21 protein-coding genes and 2 pseudogenes are annotated in these 23,918 nt (G+C 40.9%); 12 read left to right on the plus strand and 11 right to left on the minus strand.

The features are described 5' to 3' along the window. Positions 1–86 precede the first annotated feature (86 nt). Both RB604_RS09355 and miaA read right to left on the minus strand, forming a co-directional pair. On the minus strand, positions 87–1,013 hold the full coding sequence (locus RB604_RS09355; protein WP_007478527.1) for a diacylglycerol/lipid kinase family protein: 927 nt from the start codon (positions 1,011–1,013) through the stop codon (positions 87–89). Between the two features lie 148 nt (positions 1,014–1,161). Next, positions 1,162–2,082: a tRNA (adenosine(37)-N6)-dimethylallyltransferase MiaA gene (gene miaA, locus RB604_RS09360; RefSeq protein ID WP_007478526.1), complete on the minus strand. Its 921-nt coding sequence runs from the start codon at positions 2,080–2,082 to the stop codon at positions 1,162–1,164. A gap of 605 nt (positions 2,083–2,687) precedes the next feature. On the opposite strand from miaA, the gene RB604_RS09365 reads away from it, so the two are divergent. From RB604_RS09365 to RB604_RS09400, 8 genes are all read left to right on the plus strand, one after another. After that, positions 2,688–4,454 carry a hypothetical protein gene (locus RB604_RS09365; RefSeq protein ID WP_224206951.1) on the plus strand — a complete coding sequence of 589 codons (1,767 nt, stop codon included), beginning with the start codon at positions 2,688–2,690 and terminating at the stop codon, positions 4,452–4,454. Between the two features lie 474 nt (positions 4,455–4,928). Further along, positions 4,929–6,275: an O-antigen ligase family protein gene (locus RB604_RS09370; protein ID WP_229103564.1), complete on the plus strand. Its 1,347-nt coding sequence runs from the start codon at positions 4,929–4,931 to the stop codon at positions 6,273–6,275. Between the two features lie 50 nt (positions 6,276–6,325). After that, entirely contained in the window at positions 6,326–7,783 is a 1,458-nt protein-coding gene (locus RB604_RS09375) for a C39 family peptidase (protein ID WP_007478523.1), read from the plus strand. 7 nt (positions 7,784–7,790) lie between these two features. Next, the gene (locus RB604_RS09380) at positions 7,791–8,294 is read left to right on the plus strand and encodes a hypothetical protein (protein ID WP_007478522.1); all 504 of its coding nucleotides are present in this window, start codon (positions 7,791–7,793) and stop codon (positions 8,292–8,294) included. 108 nt (positions 8,295–8,402) lie between these two features. Next, a complete protein-coding gene (locus RB604_RS09385; RefSeq protein ID WP_005925089.1) occupies positions 8,403–8,897 on the plus strand; it encodes a hypothetical protein in 495 nt (164 codons plus the stop codon). After that, positions 8,897–9,421, plus strand: coding sequence for a hypothetical protein (locus tag RB604_RS09390; RefSeq protein WP_005925086.1), 525 nt, complete (start codon positions 8,897–8,899; stop codon positions 9,419–9,421). The genes RB604_RS09385 and RB604_RS09390 overlap by 1 nt, the downstream gene beginning before the upstream one ends. Next, positions 9,418–9,567 carry a hypothetical protein gene (locus tag RB604_RS09395; protein WP_153881779.1) on the plus strand — a complete coding sequence of 50 codons (150 nt, stop codon included), beginning with the start codon at positions 9,418–9,420 and terminating at the stop codon, positions 9,565–9,567. Before RB604_RS09390 ends, RB604_RS09395 begins: the two co-directional genes overlap by 4 nt. Before the next feature lie 120 nt (positions 9,568–9,687). Next, positions 9,688–10,104, plus strand: a complete 417-nt coding sequence (locus RB604_RS09400) for a hypothetical protein (RefSeq protein ID WP_147398872.1) — start codon at positions 9,688–9,690, stop codon at positions 10,102–10,104. A gap of 401 nt (positions 10,105–10,505) precedes the next feature. Here the strand turns inward: RB604_RS09400 and RB604_RS09405 are convergent, their stop codons facing one another. The 9 genes from RB604_RS09405 to RB604_RS09445 all read right to left on the minus strand — a co-directional run bounded on the left by RB604_RS09405 (position 10,506) and on the right by RB604_RS09445 (position 19,455). Continuing rightward, positions 10,506–11,711, minus strand: coding sequence for a transporter (locus RB604_RS09405; protein WP_085930770.1), 1,206 nt, complete (start codon positions 11,709–11,711; stop codon positions 10,506–10,508). A 9-nt stretch (positions 11,712–11,720) separates the two neighbouring features. After that, on the minus strand, positions 11,721–12,365 hold the full coding sequence (locus RB604_RS09410; RefSeq protein ID WP_007478520.1) for an ATP-binding cassette domain-containing protein: 645 nt from the start codon (positions 12,363–12,365) through the stop codon (positions 11,721–11,723). Between the two features lie 10 nt (positions 12,366–12,375). Next, positions 12,376–13,932: a DUF4836 family protein gene (locus RB604_RS09415; protein WP_007478519.1), complete on the minus strand. Its 1,557-nt coding sequence runs from the start codon at positions 13,930–13,932 to the stop codon at positions 12,376–12,378. A gap of 79 nt (positions 13,933–14,011) precedes the next feature. Beyond that, positions 14,012–14,704 carry a 16S rRNA (uracil(1498)-N(3))-methyltransferase gene (locus RB604_RS09420; RefSeq protein ID WP_007478518.1) on the minus strand — a complete coding sequence of 231 codons (693 nt, stop codon included), beginning with the start codon at positions 14,702–14,704 and terminating at the stop codon, positions 14,012–14,014. Between the two features lie 9 nt (positions 14,705–14,713). Next, positions 14,714–15,283, minus strand: coding sequence for a bifunctional nuclease family protein (locus RB604_RS09425; protein WP_005925073.1), 570 nt, complete (start codon positions 15,281–15,283; stop codon positions 14,714–14,716). Positions 15,284–15,285: 2 nt separating this feature from the next. After that, entirely contained in the window at positions 15,286–16,539 is a 1,254-nt protein-coding gene (locus RB604_RS09430) for a nucleoside permease (RefSeq protein ID WP_005925070.1), read from the minus strand. Positions 16,540–16,915: 376 nt separating this feature from the next. Then, positions 16,916–18,094 (minus strand): class I SAM-dependent rRNA methyltransferase, encoded by a 1,179-nt coding sequence (locus RB604_RS09435; RefSeq protein WP_005925068.1) that lies wholly within the window; start codon positions 18,092–18,094, stop codon positions 16,916–16,918. Between the two features lie 50 nt (positions 18,095–18,144). Further along, the gene (locus tag RB604_RS09440; RefSeq protein WP_005925065.1) at positions 18,145–18,786 is read right to left on the minus strand and encodes a 3'-5' exonuclease; all 642 of its coding nucleotides are present in this window, start codon (positions 18,784–18,786) and stop codon (positions 18,145–18,147) included. A gap of 9 nt (positions 18,787–18,795) precedes the next feature. Beyond that, positions 18,796–19,455 (minus strand): DUF5063 domain-containing protein, encoded by a 660-nt coding sequence (locus RB604_RS09445; protein WP_005925063.1) that lies wholly within the window; start codon positions 19,453–19,455, stop codon positions 18,796–18,798. Positions 19,456–19,699: 244 nt separating this feature from the next. Between RB604_RS09445 and RB604_RS21440 the strand changes: the two are divergent. The 4 genes and pseudogenes from RB604_RS21440 to trxB form a co-directional block, all read left to right on the plus strand. After that, positions 19,700–20,450, plus strand: a pseudogene (locus RB604_RS21440) (DNA translocase FtsK 4TM domain-containing protein); the annotation flags it as partial. A 119-nt stretch (positions 20,451–20,569) separates the two neighbouring features. Next, positions 20,570–22,213, plus strand: a pseudogene (locus RB604_RS09450) (DNA translocase FtsK); the annotation flags it as partial. A gap of 19 nt (positions 22,214–22,232) precedes the next feature. Continuing rightward, positions 22,233–22,874, plus strand: a complete 642-nt coding sequence (lolA1, locus tag RB604_RS09455) for an outer membrane lipoprotein periplasmic chaperone LolA1 (protein WP_055295103.1) — start codon at positions 22,233–22,235, stop codon at positions 22,872–22,874. 51 nt (positions 22,875–22,925) lie between these two features. Beyond that, positions 22,926–23,873, plus strand: a complete 948-nt coding sequence (gene trxB, locus RB604_RS09460) for a thioredoxin-disulfide reductase (protein ID WP_005925056.1) — start codon at positions 22,926–22,928, stop codon at positions 23,871–23,873. The last annotated feature ends 45 nt before the right edge of the window (positions 23,874–23,918 follow it).

Here is a 23,918-nt window from a genome sequence, read left to right on the forward strand (position 1 = left end):
CTGATCCATTTCGCCTGTTTGTCCATTCCTCCGTTTTGTTATTCTTTGCAATTGGCATATTGGCACATTGGCACATTGAATCATTATCAATCCGGTATGATTAATGTAATTTTCTCCGGTAGAATACCGATTTCCAATGGGAAATGTTTGGGTAAGATTCGTCCGTCCAGGTCAACTGCGGCATTTTTGGCACGGAGCACCTTTACCTTTTTGGTGCGGTAACTTTTCACCACTTTATGATTCAATATCCGTCCTTGAATTAACATCCACAATCCTGACATGGTTTGCAGAAGTTGGGGGCGATAGATAACCGAAACATCCAGCCAACCGTTGTAGGGTACGGCACTGGGAGTTTGCCCGTATCCGCAGGCGCTGCCTACGCATACTGTCATGATACGTCCCCGGATGTGTTCGTCGTTAATGCGGAGATGCATCCGATATAGGTTTCGTTCGAAGAATAACAGGAAGAAAGCTGCCAGATAAGACAAAAATTTGACTCCCCAGAAACGTTTGGTTCCATCGGTTACTTTTACGATACGTGCACCGAACCCGATGTTAATGGCATTCAAAAAATAACGGCGCTGATGCTTTTCACCATCGTAGAAATTACAGAATCCTACGTCTATTTTCCTATGGCGGTTTTTGATAATCCAGTCTACTGCTTGCTTATAGTCCATTCCGATATCCCAGTATCGGGCAAAATCATTTCCGATACCATTTGGAATAATTCCAATGGCAATGTCCTCTTTGTGTTCGGCATTGGAAAGCATGATACCGTTGATGGCATCGTTCAATGCACCGTCACCTCCCACTACGACAATGGTGGTATATCCATTGTTGGCAAGAATTCCGGCAAGCCGTTCTACCGAGCCGAAACCTTCGGATTGCACATAGTCGTATGCCACACCCTTCTGGTCCATGTACTCTTTTATTTCCTTCCATCGTTTTTGCACTTTCCGTGTCCCGGCTTTGGGGTTATAGATCACCCCCCATTTTCCAGCTTCTACGCTCATTGCTCCTATATGTTATTTTCTGATCACCTTTCGCTTCTCGCTGTCTTTATGCAGAATCGTCTGATCACAAGTGATTCTTTTTTAACTTCTCCCTTTATGCTTTCTCTGTTGCGGGATTATTCTTATTATCTTTCTGATGCCAAAGATACTAAATCCCTTCGAGTTTCTGCTTTACGAAAGCTATCTTTTCTTCTGTCGATAGCGTTGCGTCTACCCAATTGATAGTAAATCCGCGTCGTTCCATCCCCCGGAACCAGGTCATCTGCCTCTTGGCAAACTGATGGATGGCTATTTCCAGTTGACTGAACATTTCTTCATAGCTCAATTCTCCAATGGCATACAGTGTCAGGTATTTGTATTCTAATCCGTAGTAGATCAGGTCTTCGGCTGGAATACCTTGTGCGAGCAGTTGTCGTACTTCATCTACCATACCTTCTTCCAATCGTTGTTTCAGCCGTCTGGTTATTTTTTCCCTTCTCAATTCACGGTCGATATCTACACCGATGATAAGGCTGTTGAGTTGTGGAAATTCCCGTTCTGCTACCGGATTGGCAGCATAGTACTCTTCTATTTCAATTGCCCTGATAGCTCTTTTCGCTGTATCTACATCTGTGGAATTGTGAAGCGTTTTGTATTGGCTCAAGATTGCGGTTAATTCATCCAGCGACTTATCGGCCAATCTTGTCCTCAGCTCCGTGTTTTCGGGTACCGGCATTAGCTTGTATCCTTTCAATACCGACTCCAAATACATTCCCGTTCCTCCACATAGAACAGGCAGGCAGCCTTTTTGTTTGATTGCCTCATAGGCTTTCAGGAAATCCCGTTGGTATTCGAATACATTGTATTTATAACCTGGGTCGGCGATGTCGATCAGGTGATAGGGGATTTGACGACCGTTGACGGTGTAGTCGGCAAGATCTTTGCCTGTTCCCAAATCCATGCCCCGGTATATTTGTCGCGAATCGGCACTGATGATTTCGGTGTTTAGTTCCGATGCCAGTGCGGCGGCGAAAGGGGTTTTCCCTGAAGCGGTGGGACCAAGAATGGCGATTAAATCATAGTCCGGCATAGTTTATTCTCCTTATTAATAATAGATGCGGACAAAGATAGGAAAAAGGCTGCGAAAAATGGAGAGGAGAGGGGAAAATCATGTTATAAACTTTAGAAATATTCTCATGAATAATGGGGGACAGGCTAATTGTTTGAAATTCTTTTTGTTAAGTGTACTTTCTGATATTTTAGGTGGACAATTAAATCTTTTATCCATCGATCGGCTTTTTTTGATTTGTATTTATATCATTCGATTCGGTATGTTTTTAGAAAAAGAAAGAATGTTTTCGAACATCAGATTGTTGGAATGTATCTACTTTTGCTGTATGAAAATTTTGTAAATCTAAGACTATGGCTTATAATAAGATATTGTTTATCTTTCATGTAGTATGTATGTTTTGTTTTTCGTCTTGTTCTTCTTATCCCGAAGAAGTGGAAAAGGCTCTTTCTGTATTAGGCAATAACCGGGCAGAGTTAGTCCGGGTTTTAGAGCATTATAGGAGTAACGACCGATTGAAGTTTAAAGCTGCTTGCTTTCTGATAAGTAATATGCCATATCATAAAAGTGGATATAATATAGAGTTACCAAAATCGTATTTTACGTATTTTAAAATGGTTGATTCCATGGGAACTCTAATTCCTGATGCCAATCATAATGATTCATTGACAAAGGTTTTGGGACAACAATACGCTTCGTTGGCCTTTCCGCATGATAAAGTTAATACGTTAGATGATATTCAAAGATTTACAGCAGAATTTCTGATAGAGAATATAGATGATGCTTTTTATGAATGGCAGCATTCTCCGTTGCTCAAAAGCATATCTTTTGATGATTTTAAAGAGTGGATTCTGCCATATCGCACTGTCGATGAGGATTTTGTCGGAAATAAACCGATGCTAAGGTCAATCATCTATGATAAACTGTTTACTGGCAATGCCGGAACTATTTATGAAGTTATTGAGAATTATAAAAAATATGTCCGGTGGCAAAAGGAGATGAACAGGCAGGTGATTTCTGATAAACATATAGGTCCGTTCGATCTTTTTATTCCTGCATTCAAAATGGATTGCAGTAATCTGGCTGTTTACACTTGCAACTATTTCCGTGCTTGCGGTATACCTACCGTATACGAGTTCACACCACAATGGCCCGATAAGGATAGCAGGCATTACTGGTGTGCATCTCCAGACTCTACCGATGTACTCCAACCGTATACTCCTCCCTACAATAATTTGTTGGAAGATTGGCCTTTAGATTTGAAATATGTCGGTAAAGTGTACCAAAGAACATTTGCTGCGATGAAAGATTCTCCTTATTTTCTGAAAAACGAGGATGAGATGCTTCCTTCTGTTTTCGATGTTCCTACTATTAAGGATGTGACGGACAGATATCATCAATGTACGGAAATAACGATACCTATGCATGTTAATACTTCTAACCGATTGGCTTATCTCTCATTTTTCAATACTAAGGAAGAATTGTCTCCTGTGGCATGGGGTAAAATTAGTAGTTGGAAACATAGCGTTACTTTTAAGAAGATTCCATTTAATATGCTTTTTTTTCCATCTTATATAGCCGAAGATGGACGAATTGTTCCTTTCGGAAAGCCATTTATATTGCGTAAAGACAGCATCACCGATTGTGCCATTAAGGAAGAATTGAAATGCGATACGGCTCAAACCGTCCGGATGCATCTATTGCGTAAATACCCTTCCAAACGACATTTGGTGCACGACAGAAGGAATCTGAAAGGTACACGCATTTTAGGTAGCGACCAATGGACGGGGCCATACGATACTTTATACACCATTTGTGAAGTTCCGGATCCGTATTGGCAAGAATACATATTGGGAAATAACAAGAAGTACCGTTATTACCGGCTTCATCGTGATAGCGTGCCGATAGACATTGCCGAATTGGAATTTTTAGGAGAAGATGCTGCTGGTCATAATACAGATAGACCGTCTGCATTACCGGTGTTTAAAACTAATGATATGTCAGTGGAAAGTAAATCACTGAAGAGAATAAATGGCGAGCCGATGCATACGGGAGTTTTGTATTATAAAGCCTATGATGGTAATCCGGAAACTTTTGCAAGGTGGGGCTTCTTCGGTATGGATTTTAAGCAGCCAGTTTGTATAACTCATATTCGTCTCTTACCCCGAACTGCAACGAACGTCATAGAACCAGGGTGTCATTATCGATTGTTGTATTATCAAAATAATCAGTGGGTTGAATTTAAGGAAGTAATTTCAGAATATAACTTTTTAGATATTGATTCTGTTCCGGCGAATACCATATATTGGTTGATGAACTTAGATAAAGGAAAAGAAGAATTGCCCTTTTTTTATAGGAATGGCCGGCAGGTGTTTATAAATGAATTTATGTAGCTGTTGTTGTATTGATAAATCTTGAATCTAATTTAGCTTATAAAATTGTACTTATTCAATTCACCTGATATAATACTGATGAAGAATTGTATTGAAACATCCTTGCAACATAATCACGATATTTCTTTTAAGATAATATTCGTTTGCATTTCCTTTTTATTTATAGGGACTGTTTATTTTATACCGGATTGGTGTGCAGACAGGTTTCATACTCCGATTTTGCTTTGGATAGGGTGTTTGTTGGGTATATTGGGGATTATTATATCCATTCTGGAATACCAAGGCATGATATTTCATATACCTGTTTCTTTGATAGCTTTATACCTATGTTGGGGAATTAGTTGGGTGCTTACATCTTCCTTAAATTATAATTCGGTTAGTCTCTTTTTTACAGATAATATGGTATTGTTACTATTATATTATTATTTTGCGAATCATTCATATTATTCCCCGTTTTACTTCTTGTTAATAAGTTTGGCTGGTAGCGTATGTTTGATTGCTTTTTTGCAACTGTTCGGTATTTTTAGCTCTTATAGTTCTACATTTGTTATAACAGCTACATTTGATAATCCGGCTGGTATTTCGGCTGTATTAGCTGCTTTATTGCCTTTTACTTTTTATTTCTTTTCTTCAAGAAGTAAATTGAGTCGTAATATGTCAATTATAATTTGTGTAATGGTCGTGATTTCCATTATTCTATCTAATGCCAGAGCAGCTATACTTGCAATGATTGCTATTTTTTTGGGTTATTTTTTAAAGAGAAAACTTCTATTTGTATGTTGCGTGGGATTATTATTGGTACTACTTTATTTAATGAAGCCTGATTCTGCAAACGGAAGACTTTTGATTTGGAGATGTTGTGCCCAAACCATTATTGATAATCCTTTATTGGGAGCAGGAGAATTCACGGCTTGGTATATGTTAGATCAAGCGTGTTTTCTTACAAAACATTCCAATGAACTCTGGGCTATACTGTTGAGTGATAATATTCGCCATCCTTTTAATGAATACTTAGAGGTTGTGGCGGAAAGAGGTATAATTGGTTTTATTCCGATTATTGGTATTATAGTCTATTCTATTAACAGCTATTATGGGCATAGTACCCGGGAACAAAAAAGTGCATTTTGGAGTCTTGTCGCGATAGCAATATGTTCTTTTTTCTCGTATTCGTTTGAATATGAGATTGTAAGGGTAGTATTTATATCTTCTTTTTTTATACTGATACTTCATCCGCTCATATCAGATAATAGAAGAATAGTAAAAGTAAAAGTACATCGATGGATTGTCTTTTTTCTCTCAACTATTCTTTTAATAAATACATTTTATCAAGGATTTTATGACATAAAATGGACTGACTTATTGAAGAGTGAAAATCCTTGCGATGTAAAAAATATGTGTGGTTATGAAGAGTTGTATCAAAATTCTTTTCTGGGACAACAATCTGCTTTCTTATATAATTATGGTGTTGTGTTACACCAAGCAGGAGAATACAGAAAAAGTAATGATATCCTGTTGAAATGCAGTAAAAAGATGAATGATTATGATGTACAGTTACTTCAAGGATATAATTATTTAGAAATGGAAAATATGCATTGTGCAGAAGGGTATTTTAAAACAGCTTCTAATATAATTCCTTGCCGTTTACTTCCCTTATATGAACTTTTTCGGATATATGTGGCCACTGGAAGAGATGATTTGGCTCTGGAGACTGCACAGAATATCATTAATATGCCTGTTAAAATAGTTTCGGCCAAGACTAATTTTATAAAGAAGAGAGTGAGCAATTATTTGAAACAGGCAAAGAAAGGAGGTGTTTTGTGATGTAATCAGGAGATTGTAACTTTAATATATAATTAATTAAAAATAAAAACATGAATCATTTAAAAATTTTAAAAGGAGTATCTTTAATCATACTACTATTGTGTGCATGTACGGAGGACTACGATATCCTGACAAATAAATCAAGGGATATCGATATAAAGTCAGATCTTGATATTGCGAGAAACTGGTATAACCAGCAACAGATTGCTCACGGAATGGAAACCCGTAGTGATAATCTTGATGTGAATCCCATTCCGGTTCTATCAGATAGTCCCAGTTGGGAATTTTACGCTATAAACCGGAATGATTCTTTATTAGTTGTAGATGTAGATTTAACGGATCGTGTATGTCAGGATTTTGTGACGAAAGAGAATTGGGATTTCTATCAACAGACAAAAGAATGGAAATATCGTCGTTCATATACTCGTTTTGTATATATGAAAAACTATAAAACGAATACAGAAACAGGATTTTTGATGACTATTATTCCGTCTAAATTCTATACGAAAACCCATGCCGACAGGATAAATAAGAATACATATCTCCATCGTGATAAATATTTGTTCGGCTCTGTTTTATTCCATGATTTAAATGGTAAATTTGTAAACGGATGGAAATATGAAAGAGGAAAAGTGGTAAGCAAAATACGTAAAAAACGATGGGATGATTTTCCGGATGCTGACAGATTGGTTTTCCGATCAATACCTGCACGGTACGAGGTAACTCCTCAACTCTATACTCCACCTGCTACGCGTACTGGAATGGAAGATGATCCGCTCTATGATGGAGGAACATTCCCGGATATAATTGTGACACCTGATCCTAAACCGGATTGGGGGGATTATCCTCCTGGTGGTGGCTGGGTAGAGCACCCTGACGATAACTATCCTAATAATAACGAGGATGGCTATAATCATGATAATGACGGATATATAAATGAACCTCATGATGGCGGTTCCGGAGGGTATAATCCTCCTCCACTTATTCCACCTGCAAAAGGAAAAGATTTTGAATCTAAAGTTGGAGATAAAATTGTGGTTGGAAAATTGCCGGCAACAATGGATAAACAGTCGCCTAATGGATGTGTTGTTGCTGTAATGGAATTAATTTATAGAATTTTTGGAGATCACATTAATATAAAGAAAGAAGGACAGCTTATTCAAGAATATATAAATTTGGCAAATTCCAAAGGGAGATTTGATATTACTATTGATACTTATTTTAATACTGAAACAGGAGGTGTAGAATTATCCTTATTGGCAGATTTTGTAGGAGAGAACTTCGAGTTGAATCCTTTTTCCGATTTTAAGAGTTCCATTGATAGAGGTGATGTTGTTATGGTGGATATCCCTTCAGAAATGGCTAATTCTGCACATAATGTATTAGTGATAGGATATCATACGAATGGCGATCTCATCTATATGGATCCTGAAGTCGGACATTGGAGAGAAGCTCCAGAGTCTTTTTTCTTAGGCGATTATTATTTTAGTATATCTAATTTAAAATAAATTTTTGATGAAGGATTTTAAAATATTTATCTTTTTGATGGCTGTTTGTACACTGTGTTTTTGTAGTCTAAATTTAGATGCCCAAGAAACAGGAAAAACAACTATCAGAAGTTTGACTCATCGGGATTGGATATGGCAATGTTCTGATAACATGTTTATTTATATGCATTTTGATAAAAAGACTGTTACTGCAACAATGTATAGTCGTAGCAGTTGGAGTTGGAGGTTTAATACTCATATTCCAAATAAATATAATAGTATTCACTCCGAGTCTCATCCTTATCATCTTTCAGACTCTATTCCTACCGTTTTTGAATATGATAAAGTTAATAATACGAAACGAGGGCACTATTTGGTGTTACCTACAAGAGGAATTATTATGTCATCTGTTCTTGAGATAGTAAAAATTGATCAGGATAGTCTTGTCCTAAGAGATAATTACTCAAAAAATGAAACATTCTATAGGGCAATTAAAAAGAAAGAGTTGAAAAAAATGGTAGATAGAAAATGATAAATTATTAAAAACTGATCTTAAAGTGATAGCCCCTGAAGATGATTGCTTGAAAGAATCTTTCAGGGCTATCTTTGATGAAATTAATATTTTCAAAAATAGAACAAAATGAATTATAAAGCTTTACTGTTGTTAGTTGGAAATTTGTGGATAGGGACACTTTTGTGTGCTCAGAAACCTGCTCCTACAACAATGGATTTATTGCAAAATAAGTATTGGGTATATAAAGAAGCTTTCAGGATAGGTAGTCTTGTGTATGAGCAATATGATCAAAGAGAGCAATGTAGTACTTTCTTTTCTAAGCAGGAAGAGTTAAGTGGATGCCGTGATTATTATCTTTCTGATACAATTGTACGCTCCTATCAAGAGGATAGTGTCGGGATGGTGAAGAATGGAAAATATATTGTGGAAAGAGGAAGACGGGACACGGATGTCTTTGAAATAATGAAATTAACATCCGATTCTCTTGTAATAAGGCTTTGTTTGGACTCTTTGCATAGAAGTATCGGGGGAGGGCATCCCGTTGTCTATACAGCAGAGAAAAAGAGGTTTATAAGTAAAATGAAAAAGAAGGTACGGGAACAACTTAAAATAAACCCTTGATGAAAAGTATTAAAATATTTATCTTTTTAATGGCTGTCTGTACACTGTGTTTTTGCAGCCTAAGTTTGCATGCCCAAACACAAAGAGAACTGACTTTGAAAGCCTTGACTCGTCGGGATTGGATATGGCAAGTAAATACTAATTTTCTAATCTATTATCATTTTGATAAAGATTCGGTTTCTATTTTGGCTTATGGACGGAGCAACAATCCATTCTATGCCACTCATTATCCTAATGAATACGAATGTAGCTATTGGGGGACTTATCCTTATTATCTTTCTGATTCTGTTCCTTCTGTTTTTGAACATGAGAAAGTTGGTAATATGAAACGCGGACGTTACTGGGTGACATTGTCCGGTAAGAATATTTTGTCTGTTTATGAAATAATAGAGTTTACCGGAGATCGTTTCATTCTAAATGACAACGATCCAAGATATAAAAGAGTTTATAAAGCGAACAAAAGAACGAAGCTTAGTAAGCTAATGAAGAAAAAAAGTAGATCAAAGAAAGATAAGTTACGATGAAAAAATATATTTCTGTTAAAGCGAGCCGGTATTTGGTTGTTGTCTTTTCTATTCAATTATGGTTGGTCTATTCTCGGACACTTCCGGCACAAAGCACCCCGGACAGTATCGTTTCTTTTTTACCCGTAGCGGAAGCAAGGCGTTAAGTAATATACCGGTGAAATATCGATACTTCACAAAAGCGCGGAAGAGAGAAAACCGACGATTACGGACGAATATATATATTGCTCAGCCGGATTAAAGAGCCGGGACGGAGAAGGATTGAAGTGAAATTCGACAGCCCTGAGTATATCTATCGGAGGACTTTTTATCTACCGGTGTTTTCCAATGATTTTGATGCTGCTTTTTTCCCGGAGGGAGGCCCGTTGTCGCCTGTTCTGCTTCAGAACATAGCATTCAAAATCCTGGGAGCGGACGGACTGTCGAGGGAAGCAGCCGGATACGTGTTGAATGCGCGTGGAGATACTCTTATGCATATCTGCTCTGAGCACGACGGAATGGGATCATTTACTTTGACTCCGGTAGCTGGGGAATCTTATCATGCCATTCTCACCTCATCCGATCATGTCATCAAGCGCTTTGATCTCCCTCCTGTCCGTCCTGAGGGCATTGTACTTTCTGCTGTCTGTTACAAGCAACTCATATACTCCGGACAGCACCTCTCCGGAAGATGTCGTTATTGAAGGTGTGGATAGAAATGGAAAAGTTTGCCGATATGTAACAACCATTAATCAGTATACAGAGTAGTGTGATGAAGCTGTGGGGATCTACCCTTGTAGAACATATATTTGTAAATCCTATTTCTTCCTTTATGAAGTACCTTTCCTTCGGTAATAAAGTTGTTTAAGGTTAGAGAAAATCTATAACCGAAAGTTCTGGTTATAAAACTAAAACTTGTAATTGTATAACTAAAACTTTTGGATGTAAAACCAAAAGTTGCGGTTATAGATTAGAATAGGATACGAAGATGTTTTTCTCCTAAGGAAAAGATGTTTATATCCTATTGTTAGTAACTTATCTATTCATATCCTCAATGGAGATGGAATATTATCCATACTCGGGGATCACCCATACTCGGGAGACATCAGGATTTATGCATCCAGATCGATAGTATCTTTCTTCTGATTGCCAGAATATTGATGACAGATACAATGATAAACAGGAAGACGCCTACGCTGACGGCCGGCCAAAGCGATCCGATTTCCAGTTGTGGAAACAATAGATAGAGTGCACCGGTATAGGAATGTCGTATCCAGGCGACCAAACAGAGAGAGATGGCCAGTACAATGGTGTTCAGCCCTAAAGTTAAGACTTGATAAGGGCGTGCTACGCGTGCAGGGCTATATCCTATCAGTAGCAGGTTTTCCAACTTAGTCGTATTTTTTTGAAGAAGAAGGAAGATGCTTAGCATCAGGATATAAAAGGAAAGAATACTGATGAATAAACCGACACCGAGCACAATGCCTACGATTAGGCGCAAAAAGTAAGTGGTTTTTCCGGCATCCAGTTTTCCGTCTTCCGTTTCATAACCTTTTTGTTGGAAGTATTTGGCGATAGAAGCATCTGCAGGGTTACCGACTTCAACAATAAGACGTGCCGGTTGTGCTTCTTTTTCCGGTGCAAAGTTATTATTGGCCCATGCCATAAAGGACTCCGGAACTAATATCGTATTTAACCGATTGGAAAAACCGACAATGTTGCCTTTGTATTGCTCTGTCTGTCCGTTACCACGTAGAGTGATATCCATCTGCACCAGGCTCATTACACCTTCCGAAAGCTTGGGGAGACTTCGACTTTGGGCAAAACCGAAGTTATACAGATTTAAATAATTGCGCGGGATAATAATAGGTATGCTGCGCGTTTCTTCGTCAAAATGCCATTTGTCGAGTTTTACATCGACAAATTCATCGGGCACTGCTTCAAAAAACATATCTGTGGAAAGGCGGATACCGGCTTCCTGCATGCCAAGACCTGCCGATACCTTAAACTGTGAAGGGGTAAAGATACCTATCTCTTCGGTGAAAGGCTGTTCCTTCAGTTCTTTTATTTCTTGCGGAGAGAAGGTATTGCTTTTGCCGGCGAAAGATCCTAACGTACTGATTCTTTTACTGACGATGATATAATCTTTTTTCATAAAGCTGTCTCCTTCAGTAAACATCGGGATGATATCTTTATAAAACTGTATACTGAGTAATACGATCATCATGCCAAAGAGGTTGGCAAAAAAGAAACCGGCAAGTTGACCGATGCTGATATGTTGGCGAAGAAGCTTCCAGATGAGTGTCATAATTGGGTTGTATTACAGGCGTAAAACATGATTATAGGGTAATTCGATGTGTTTCCCGATGGAAGTAACGATGATTCCGGCTTCTTGTCTTCCTGCTTCTTCCAGAAGCAGGTTGCTCATGATCTTTCCATTACAATCGTCCAAATGACTGATTGGCTCGTCCAGAAAGATAAAGTCGAAAGGCTGGCAGAGCGCCCGGATAAAGGCCACCCGTTGTTGTTGTCCGAAAGATAACTTGCCGGCCTTTATATGAGCTTTGTCTGTAATACCCATTGTTTCGAAAAGTGCGAGGATCTCCTTTTTTTTCTTGTAACCGGTCAGGTTGTTCTTCAGCTGGATGTTTTCGAGTGCCGTCAGTTCGGTAAACAGGCGTAAATCCTGAAAAAGCATACTCAGCGAGTGCTTTCGGAGGTTGACCCATTGCTCCACTGAATATGCTTTGATATTTGTTTCATCGAAATTAATGATCCCCTGGTAGTCGTTCCGGTAACCGTAAATATAACTGCATAACGATGATTTTCCGGTTCCGGATGCTGCCTCTATCAGATACATCTCGCCCTTGCTGAATACGACATTTTTATGCCAGATATCCGATGTGATAGAATTACGGTCGGCAAACACTTGTGGAAGTGTCTGCCGCAGGTGGATACTTTTCATATCTTCAATATTACATGCCGGTAAACTTCTTGACGAAGTCTACGATTTGTTTCAACGAATTGGTATCTTTGTTTTTTAGAATAAGATCTACTTCACTTACACCGTCACTTACATTGCTCACTTCCAGATAGCTGACTTGTGACGCAAGATTATAATAGGTCTGGTATTCTTCTCCTCCGAAGCCTGTCATCATTTTCACGATCGGCAGTTCGAGAATGGCGTCCATATTGATGACAAAGAAGAAGTTCTTACCTTTCATGTCCGATGCATAACTGGTATCTTTTATCGACTTATCAGCCGCTTTGCCGATATTTTTGTATAGTAATTCGTCATTGGTGGCGTACATCTGGTTATCTTTGAATCCGAAGAAAATGTTCATGGCTCTTGATTTGTACACATATTCATTATCACTCAGTAGCACGATGTCTTCTCCTCTTTTCAGATTCAATGCTTTCTTGTTGTCATAAAGTGCTTTCAGTGCATTCCCGTTTTTCACATCCGCATATGCTACGAAAGCCGGGTCTTTTCCCATGGTTATATTGATCAGTCCGACAGAGATGTCACCGTTGAAGGAGGCGAACAATGCCTTTACTTCTTCCGCTTTGGAAATGGATACCGTATTACGGAATTCTTCGTTTTCTTGCAATAAATTGTATAGTTCTTCCCCGTTGGCTCCTATGTTCATAAATGCAATCGTTGAGGCCGGGAAATATTTAAGGAAAGTTGTGTTTAGCTTTGTAGTTGCCTTTTCTTGCTTTTTCAGCATTGCTTTGGCTTCCTCGTTTTCTGTATAATATTCAAATTGCAGAGCTATTTTTCCTTTTTCAAAATTAAGGTTGCCGAGGGCCATGATATCTTTGGGATCTACCTTGATACTTGTCAGTCCTATGTTTAATTGGCGGGCATATGCTTGTGGCAGTGCGGCCAATGATGCCAGGAAGTTGACATCTCCTTTTTGTTTCTGCATTTTCTGAAAACCGGCGTTGCCTGCGATACTCTTTTCGGGAGTCTGTTTCATCAGTTCACCAATGGCTTTCTGTGCATTTTCCATTTGCGATTTCCGGTTTACTTGCACGAGCATTGCGGTTGTTTCGTTGAAAGCGAATATGTTTTGGTTGGCCACTACGGCATAGCTATATCCGTCAGTCTCTTCCACAGGTTGACAAATCTGCTCTTTTACCATGACATCCAGCGAAATGCGCAATTTATCGATGTCGAGTATTTTGGTAACTAAGGATGCGTATGGGAAAGAAGGAGAGGTGAAGACGTAAACGGGTGCGTCCACATCTATTCCCGACTCTTTCGGATTGTTCAATACTTTCTCCAATTGTTGGAAAGTGGCCGCTGTAGTTCCGCTTTTCAAGGCTTCTATCATTTTTTGTTTAGCAGCTTCGTTTTCTTTGTCTTTCAGGCCCGATTTGTCAGCGAGAGACTTTAGGTTGATAGACGCTACAGCTGAGGCATCTGCCGGAATGGCACTTGTGTATTCCGATTTCTGAGAACATGCGGCAATGAATACAATCAGCATTGCTGATACTAAAAGTCGGGAAATCATCTTCTTTACCATAATTATTTGTTTTTTAAGTGAAAAGTATTCAGTAATAGTGATTAGTGATAAGTGCCATGCGGAGTGATAGCGCAGCTCGCTAATCGCTATTTATTACCATTGTTGCCACCAGTGCCGCCGTTTCTGTTCGTAGCCGCGATTTACCTAAGCTAATAGGGCGGAAACCTTTCCCGATCGCTTTTTTGACTTCCTCTTCACTGAAGTCTCCTTCCGGGCCGATTAGTACTAAAGCGTCCTTCCCCGGTTCCAGTATATCCTTTAAAAGGGGCTTTTCACCTTCATAGCAGTGTGCTATGAACTTTTGTCCCGGATAATCTTGGGCTATGAATTTGTCAAATTCCACCATCTCGTTCAATTTAGGCAAACGTGCTTTCAGTGATTGCTTCATGGCAGATACGAGTATTTTCTCGATACGTTCCGTTTTGATGACTTTCCGTTCAGAGAAGCGGCAATTAAGAAATGTCAGTTCATCGAAACCGATCTCTGTTGCTTTTTCGGCAAACCATTCATTGCGGTCCATATTCTTGGTCGGTGCCATGGCAATATGCAAGTGTCCCGACCATAGAGGTGCTTGCGGAATGGTTTCAATCAGTTTTACTAAACAACGCTTATTAGTCGCCGCAGTGATTTCTGCACGGTAGAAATTGCCTTTACCATCCGTAAGGGTAATCTCGTCACCTATACCGAGACGCAATACACGCGTGCAGTGCTGTGCTTCTTCTTCTGGAAGTTCCGGTTTGGTCAGTATATCGGGGGTATAAAAAACGTGCATATTCTGGTTTTATTTTTTTCGGTTTATCTCATCACGCAAGCGGGCTGCCAACTCATAATTTTCGTCTTTGATAGCCTGTTCTAATGCGTTTTCCAATGAATTTATATTGGTAGAGTCACTGGTCTCGTTTTCCTTATCCGGATTCTCTGCGGGACGTTCATCGTCATCATCCAAACGGATACACTCTCTATCGAGGATGGATTCATAAATATAGATCGGACAGTCGGAACGCACAGCCAGTGCGATGGCATCCGAAGTACGGCAGTCGATACGGATAATCTCTTCCTCTTTTTGCAGATAAATGTACGAGTAGAAAACACCTTCCTTTGCTTTGTAAATAAGAACTCTGAGCATTTTGGTTCCCAGAATATTCAGGCAAGTGTAGAATAAATCGTGCGTTAACGGGCGTGGTGCCTTTACACCTTTCAGACATAAGGCAGTGGCTTGCGCTTCGGCAGGACCTATGATGATAGGCAATTGCCGTTCCCCGTCCACTTCTCCTAACACCAAGGCATAGGCACCTACCTGTGCCTGGCTGTTGGAGATGTTTAATACTTGTAATTCTATCTTTTTATCCATTGTTATTTTTTACTTAATTCTTCGGGTTGATGCTTGTATCTGAAAACCAGTGCAAACAAAATTCCGATGACTAATGCATAACCCGCAAAAATAAACCAGATATCCGGCCATTCGCGGCTGATTAACATTCCATCCGAATAAACCGAGAAAGCATCTACTACCGCACCACTGGCATATCCTCCGATGATGGCTCCCAATCCGTTGGTCATCATAAAGAATAGTCCTTGGGCGCTGGCTCTGATTTCCGGTTTGGCTTCTAATTCAACAAACAGAGAACCCGAAATGTTGAAGAAATCAAATGCCATCCCATAAACGATCATTGAAAGTATCAGCATCCATAATCCGGATCCCGGGTCGCCGAGTCCGAAAAGGCCGAAGCGGAATACCCACGCGAACATGCTGATAAGCATCACCCGTTTGATTCCGAAGTGTCTCAAAAAGAAGGGTATGGCAAGAATAAACAGGGTTTCACTCATTTGTGAGATAGAAAGCAGGATGACGGAATGCTTCACCCCGAATGAATCGGCAAATTCGGGTATGGAAGCAAAACTGCCTAAAAAAAGATCTCCGTAACTGTTTGTGATTTGCAAAGCAGCCCCTAACAGCATGGAGAAAAAGAAGAAAATAGCCATTTTCTTGCGTTTGAATAATACCAGTGCATCGAGTCCGAAAGCGGAAAGCATATTTTTGTTTTCGCTTTTGGCAGGCGGACAGGCGGGAAGCGTAAAAGAATAGAAACCCAGAATGAGTGCTGCCGCACCGCCTACATAAAGTTGCGCACAGGAGGATTTGAATCCTGTCAAGTCTACCGCCCACATGGCGCAAATGAAACCGATAGTTCCCCATACACGAATGGGAGGGAAATCTTTGACGATATCACATTTATATTGTTCAAGAGCATTGTATGAAACGGTGTTGGCCAATGACAAGGTTGGCATATATACCAACAGGTTGAGTAACATTGCCCAATACATATGGTTGTAATCAGTGGCTGTGGAAGCATAGAAAAGACAGGCTGCGCCCAAAAGGTGAAGAATACCGTACAGTCTTTCGGCATTTACCCACTTGTCGGCGATAATACCTGTCAGGCCCGGCATGATAAGTGAAGCGATCCCCATTGTAGCAAAGATGGCACCTATTTGTCCACCTTCAAAGTGCAGAACACCGCCCATATAGCCACCTAACGAAATTAACCACGATCCCCACACAAAGAACTGCAGGAAGTTCATAATAATCAATCGATACTTGATGCTCATATTGTTTTCATTTAGTTACAGGTTACGGGTAATAAGCTGCAATTTTAGTCAGGTGGTATTACTGTACAATGCGACTTCGTTTGTAGCTCGTTACTATTCAATATAGCTGCAAATATAATGTTTTTCGTTGATTGCGCACCAAAAGTGTGGAGAAAAGAGCCTGTTTCAAGAGGAAAATAGGGATGGGACAGGTATATAAAAAAAAGAAGGCTATCTATCCCAGACAGCCAATCTTTATTAACCTTAAATCTAATACCATGAAAAACACAGTGCAAAGATAAATGGTTTTATGTTTTAGAACATAATGTTTTGCTATAAATCTGCGGTTTGTTAACCTTAATTAACTTTGGTAATTCCTTTATTCTGTTATTGGGCCTTACTCCACATATAGAACCAATCCTTTCAGGTATTCTCCTTCCGGATGGTAAATATTGACAGGATGATCTGCCGGCTGCGTCAACTGATGCAAAATACGTACGCTACGTCCCGACATGGCGGCTGCGGTAAACACGGCAGTACGGAAATTATCTTTGGTTACTACCTGTGAACAGGAAAAAGTAAACAGTATGCCACCCGGTTTGATTTTTTCAAAAGCTTTGGCATTCAATTTACGATAACCTTGCAAGGCATTGCGTAGCGCGTCTTTATGTTTTGCAAAAGCAGGCGGATCAAGAACGATCAGGTCGTATTGGTCACCCATCCGGTCAAGATACTTAAAGGCATCTTCTGCATATGCTTCATGACGTGGGTCACCGGGGAAGTTCAGTTCGACGTTTTTGTTTGTCAGATCAATTGCTTTGGACGAGCTGTCTACGGAATGGACAAGCTTGGCACCGCCGCGCATTGCATAAAACGAGAATCCTCCCGTATAGCAGAACATATTCAGTACCGAACGGTCTTTGGCATAACGTTCCAATAGAGCCCGGTTCTCACGTTGGTCTACAAAAAAGCCTGTTTTCTGTCCTTTCAACCAGTCTACATGAAACAGCAAACCGTATTCGCGGGCGATATTATCGGTGCTTCCGCCTTTCAGAAAACCGTTTTCCGGGAAAAGATCGGCTTTGAAGGGCAGGGTTGTTTCTGATTTATAATAAATATTTTCTATTTTGTCGCCCATCACTTCCGACAAAGCTTCGGCAATGGCCATCCGGTCGACGTGCATACCGGCAGAATGGGCTTGCATGACGGCTGTCTTGGCGTATATATCGATTACCAGGCCGGGCAGATTATCTCCTTCGCCATGCACCAGACGATAGGTGTCGTTGGTGGGATTGGTGGCGATTCCGATACTCTTGCGCATGTCATAGGCTATTGCTAATTTACGCTTCCAGAAGTCGGAATCGATTGGCTCCTGTTTGAAAGAGAGCACGCGCACCGCGATACTTCCTATCTGGAAATGTCCTTCGGCTATAAATTCTTTTTTAGAGGTGTATACTTCCACAACTTCACCTTCTTCCGGTTCTCCGTCAAAACGGGCGATAGCACCGGAGAAAATCCAGGGGTGAAAACGTTTTAATGATTCTTCTTTGCCGGGTTTTAAGTATACTTTATACATTGTGAATTATGATTTATGAATGATGATGATTTATGAAAAGGGAAGAAAGGCTATTTTGCCTGCGATTCGTCTTCGGCGGTTACGGTGGCTTCTTCTATTTCAAAGTTGCCGGTACGTTTTAGCTCCTGCAACCGGTTATAGATGTTCAGGCAGGCCCATGCGTCTGTTGCCGCATACTGTTTCTGAGCATCCGTCAGTACATCTGCTTCCCAGTTGGATAGGCGTTGTGACTTGGAAATCTTTTCTTTGAACAGAATGCCGTATATCTTTTGCAGACTTTTGTCCTGAATGCCGAAAGGACGTACGAAATCCTGTAGTTCTATGCAACCCTGCTGATTGAACGGTGCACGTTTATGCAACATCATGAAATCGTCACGAAGTGATAATCCCACTTTTATTATTTCCGGGTTTTCCAATAGTCCTATTAACGATTGTGTGAGTCCTGTCATGTTTAAACGAAACAGGAAACAACATTCGTCTGACGAGATTTGCAGTAACGCTACCTTATGAGACTGCCCTTTGGTGAATGACGGGCGGGTTTCGCTGTCAATACCCAATATCTGTTGCGCCTGCAGATACGCTACTGCCTTGTCGGCCTCCTTTTCGCTTTGGATCACATATATCGGTCCCTCAAAGACAGCTTTCGGCAGTTCCTTTATCTCTTCTTTGCTTATTGTTCTTTTTATAACCATTTTCTTTTCTTATTCATCGTCGTGGCAATGACAGCCATGGTCGTGGCAGTGGCAATCGCCCTCTTCGCAATGACAGTCTTCGTCATCACAATGGCAATGGTCATTGTCTGATTCATACTCATCTTCTTCTTCAGTCTCCTCTTCTTCATCCGGCTCCTGATTATACTTCACATCATGGAGTGCACGAAGGGTATTTACCAACTTTTGCCCCCATAACATTCCGAAGTTTTCTTGGCAGATAGCAAGAGAATCGTTCATCGTTTCATTCAGACCGAGTTGGAATACGAAAATAAAATCACGGATATCCTGATAAATGTCGGCAAGATCTTCCGAAATGTTTTTCTTGATCGGTTGGTCGCTGTATGCCATGTCCGGTAGGAAAACTTCGAGATAGTCGTCTTTCTCAGCCAGGATGTCCGACAGGTTTATACGTAAAACTTCGTACATCTCTTCTGTCACATAAGTTTCCGGTGCTTCATCACCTATTGTTTCGCACTTAGGGAGCATGGATGCCTTGAGATAAAGCAATGGAAGTATTTTTAGGGTTGTATCGACAAAAGCCTTACGTTTCATGCCCTCGGCACGTTCCAGAAAAGCACAGAATTCTGCGGCTACCGTAACGAATTCTATTACATTTTTATCGAATATAGTCTGACTCTCTTTCTTCATATCTGCTTAATTTGAAACGCAAAGGTAAGAAAAAGGATTGAAAGAGAACGGGGATTAGTAATAAAACAATCTAAAGCTGCTTAAAGATACACAGCGTCATATGGCAGAAGGCGGGCTTCTTGTATCCTGTATGGCCGGAGGATAATTGGGAATAGGCAATAACTTTAAAGGTAACAGTTAGGAAGAAAATTGTTTTTTTACTACTTTTGCATCTCTAATATAATATAAAGGTAAAAGAATACTCATGGCAAAAAAGAAATCAGATAAAGAGAAAGATACGGAATCTAAAGTACCTTCTACTAATAAGTTTACAGCATTTTTTAAGAACGAGACGATTCATTTTGTCATCGGGTTGGTACTGGTGATATTCTCTGTATATTTATTGTTGGCATTCTCTTCCTTCTTCTTTACAGGGGCAGCCGACCAGAGCATTATTGACAGTGGAAATCCGCATGATTTATCGACGGTGAATAATCATGTGAAAAACTATGCCGGTTCACGCGGGGCTCAACTGGCCAGCTATCTGATTAACGACTGTTTCGGTATATCGTCGTTTTTTATCCTTGTTTTTCTGGCGGTGGCCGGTTTGAAGCTGATGCGTGTGCGAATTGTCCGGTTGTGGAAATGGTTTATCGGTTGTTCGTTATTGCTTGTTTGGTTTTCCGTATTTTTCGGTTTCGCCTTTATGGATACTTATCAGGATTCATTTATCTATCTGGGAGGCCGGCATGGATATAATGTCGCCAATTGGTTGACTTCTCAAGTCGGACAGCCGGGAGTGTGGCTGATACTGCTCGTGACAGCCATCTGTTTCTTGATTTATGTCAGTGCACGTACGGTGATATGGTTGCGTAAACTCTTTACTCTTAGTTTCCTTAAGCGTACTAAAAAGGAAGAGACAGAAGAAGATAAACCGGCTTTTGCCGATCAACAGCCGAAACCGGAATTTGTCAATCCAAAACCTCATGAAGTGGAATTCTCTATGGACAGGACTTTCCAGCAGGTACCTGCTTCGAAAGAGACAAAGGTGAAAGAGCCGGAGGTACAGGAACCGGATGTGCGGGAACCGGAATTTGTTGTTCCGGCGAATACGGAGCATGAACTGCCGGCAGGAGAGGAAGTGACGATGACATTCGAACCTACAACTCCCGATCCGTTGCCTGCGGTGGATAAACAGGCAGATAAAGAACCGGACTTTGAAATAGAGGTTGCTGAAGATGATGATGAAAACTACCGTGGCAAGGAGACGGAGCCTTATAATCCGAAACTCGATCTTGAGAATTACCGTTTTCCTACCATTGACCTAATGAGGCATTATGAAAATAATGAACCTACCATCAATATGGAAGAGCAAAATGCAAACAAGGATAAGATTATCAATACATTGCGTAGCTTTGGTATTGAGATCAGCACGATCAAGGCAACGGTAGGACCCACAGTGACGCTTTATGAAATTACTCCCGAACAAGGGGTGCGTATCTCCAAAATACGCGGACTGGAGGATGATATTGCTCTCAGCCTTTCTGCATTGGGGATCCGTATTATTGCTCCGATTCCGGGGAAGGGAACGATCGGTATCGAAGTTCCGAACTCCAATCCGAAAATCGTTTCGGGACAAAGTATTATCGGCAGTAAGAAATTCCAGGAATCGACGTATGATTTGCCGATTGCATTTGGTAAAACGATTACAAATGAAGTGTTTATGGTCGACCTCTGCAAAATGCCCCACGTACTTGTGGCCGGTGCTACCGGACAGGGTAAATCTGTCGGTCTGAACGCGATCATTACTTCGCTGCTTTATAAGAAACATCCTGCCGAACTGAAATTTGTTCTGGTCGATCCGAAGAAAGTGGAATTCAGTATTTATTCGGTGATAGAACACCATTTCCTTGCCAAATTGCCTGATGGTGGAGATGCCATTATAACAGATGTAACCAAGGTTGTGCAGACTTTAAACTCTGTCTGTGTGGAGATGGACACCCGCTATGACTTGTTGAAAATGGCACATGTGCGCAATATAAAGGAATATAACGAGAAGTTTGTCAATCGTCGTTTGAATCCGGAAAAGGGGCACAAGTTTATGCCTTATATCGTCGTGGTGATCGATGAGTTCGGTGACTTGATCATGACTGCCGGCAAGGAGATTGAATTGCCTATTGCCCGTATTGCCCAGTTGGCCCGTGCGGTAGGTATCCATATGATTATCGCTACCCAGCGTCCGACGACGAATATTATAACAGGTACGATTAAAGCGAACTTCCCGGCACGTGTCGCTTTCCGTGTATCGGCTATGATGGACTCGCGTACCATTCTCGACCGTCCGGGAGCCAACCAACTGATAGGCCGGGGAGATATGTTGTTCCTGCAAGGTGCCGATCCGGTTCGTGTGCAATGTGCGTTTATCGATACACCGGAGGTAGAAGAGATAACGAAGTTTATAGCGAAGCAGCAAGGTTATCCCACTGCTTTCTTCCTGCCCGAGTATGTCAGTGAAGATGGGGGCAGTGATCTGGGTGATGTGGATATGGGACGTCTCGATCCGTTGTTTGAGGATGCCGCTCGTCTGATTGTTATTCATCAACAAGGCTCTACTTCGTTGATACAACGTAAGTTCTCTATCGGTTATAACCGTGCCGGCCGTATTATGGACCAATTGGAGAAAGCAGGAATCGTAGGCCCTACTCAGGGAAGCAAGGCGCGCGATGTGTTGTGCATCGATGAAAACGACCTGGAAATGAGATTGAACAATTTACAATAAGTAAGCGTTAATACAACAAATGGAAAAGTACATTTTTAGCATTTTGATAGCTTTACTGACTTTGCCTGTGTTTGCCCAAAAACAAGCGCAGGCAAAACTCATGCTGGATAAGACGGCTGCTGCTTTTGAGAAGGCCGGCGGTGTACAAGCCGATTTTACTGTAGAGGCTTTTAATAAAGGAGGCTCGTTAGGTAAAGCCATCGGGAACATAAAACTGAAGGGGGAGAAGTTTCTATTGAAAACATCTGAAACAATTTCTTGGTTTGACGGGAAAACCCAATGGAGCTATTTAACGCAAAATGATGAGGTGAACATCAGTACTCCTACGGAAGAAGAATTGCAGGGTATGAATCCTTACGCGTTGCTTTATCTTTATAAGAAAGGCTTTGATTATAAACTGGGAGTTGAAAAGAAGTTTAGAGGAACGCCCGTCAGCGAGGTTGTTCTTACTGCAACGAATAAGAAACAGGATTTATCGCGCATTGTGCTTTATGTGACGAAAGATACTTACGAACCTGTTTTTATTGCTGTAGAACAGAGAGACGGCAGCCGGAGCGAGATAACAATCACCCGGTATCAGACAGGATTAAAGCTGGCTGACTCTGTGTTTGTGTTCGATAAGAAACAATACCCTACTGCCGAAGTCATAGATTTGAGATAAACAGTAGTTTTTCAACCTTGAATAGTAAATTGTAAAATAACAAATAGAACGATGGAAATAGAAAAAGTGAAATGCCTGATTGTAGGTTCGGGCCCCGCCGGATATACGGCGGCGATATATGCAGGACGTGCTAATTTGTCTCCTGTGCTTTATGAAGGACTTCAGCCCGGCGGGCAGTTGACTACAACCACAGACGTGGAGAACTTTCCCGGATACCCCGAAGGGATCAGCGGGCCGCAATTGATGGAAGATTTACGTGCACAGGCAGGGCGTTTCGGTGCGGATATCCGTTTTGGTATTGCCACTGCCTCTGATTTGAGTAAGGCTCCTTATAAGATTACAATTGACGGCGACAAGGAAATCGAAACGGAAACATTGATTATTGCAACCGGAGCTACGGCCAAATACTTGGGATTGGACGACGAAAAGAAATACGCCGGAATGGGTGTGAGCGCTTGTGCCACTTGTGACGGTTTCTTCTACCGGAAGAAAGTGGTTGCTGTTGTCGGCGGTGGTGATACGGCTTGTGAAGAGGCGATTTATCTGGCCGGATTAGCCTCAAAGGTATATTTGGTGGTTCGTAAACCCTATCTGCGTGCGTCGAAAATTATGCAGGAACGTGTGCGGAATCATGAGAAGATCGAGGTGCTGTTTGAACATAATGTGACAGGACTCTTCGGTGAAAACGGTGTAGAAGGTATGAGCCTTGTGAAACGTTGGGGAGAACCGGATGAGGAACGTTACACATTGCCTGTCGATGGTTTCTTCCTGGCCATCGGACATAAACCGAATTCTGATATCTTTAAACCTTATCTGGATACGGATGAAGTGGGATATATCATAACGACACCCGACAAGCCTTGTACGAAGATACCGGGTGTTTTTGCCGCCGGAGATGTGGCCGATCCGCATTATCGTCAGGCGATAACGGCTGCCGGAAGCGGTTGTAAAGCTGCTATTGAGGCTGAACGTTATTTGTCGGAAAAGGGACTTATTTAATTAAAGAAATAGAAAATAGGATTTAAAAGAAACGGGCTGTGCGAT

Source organism: Bacteroides salyersiae (assembly GCF_031172035.1).
GTDB classification, from domain to species: Bacteria; Bacteroidota; Bacteroidia; order Bacteroidales; family Bacteroidaceae; genus Bacteroides; species Bacteroides salyersiae.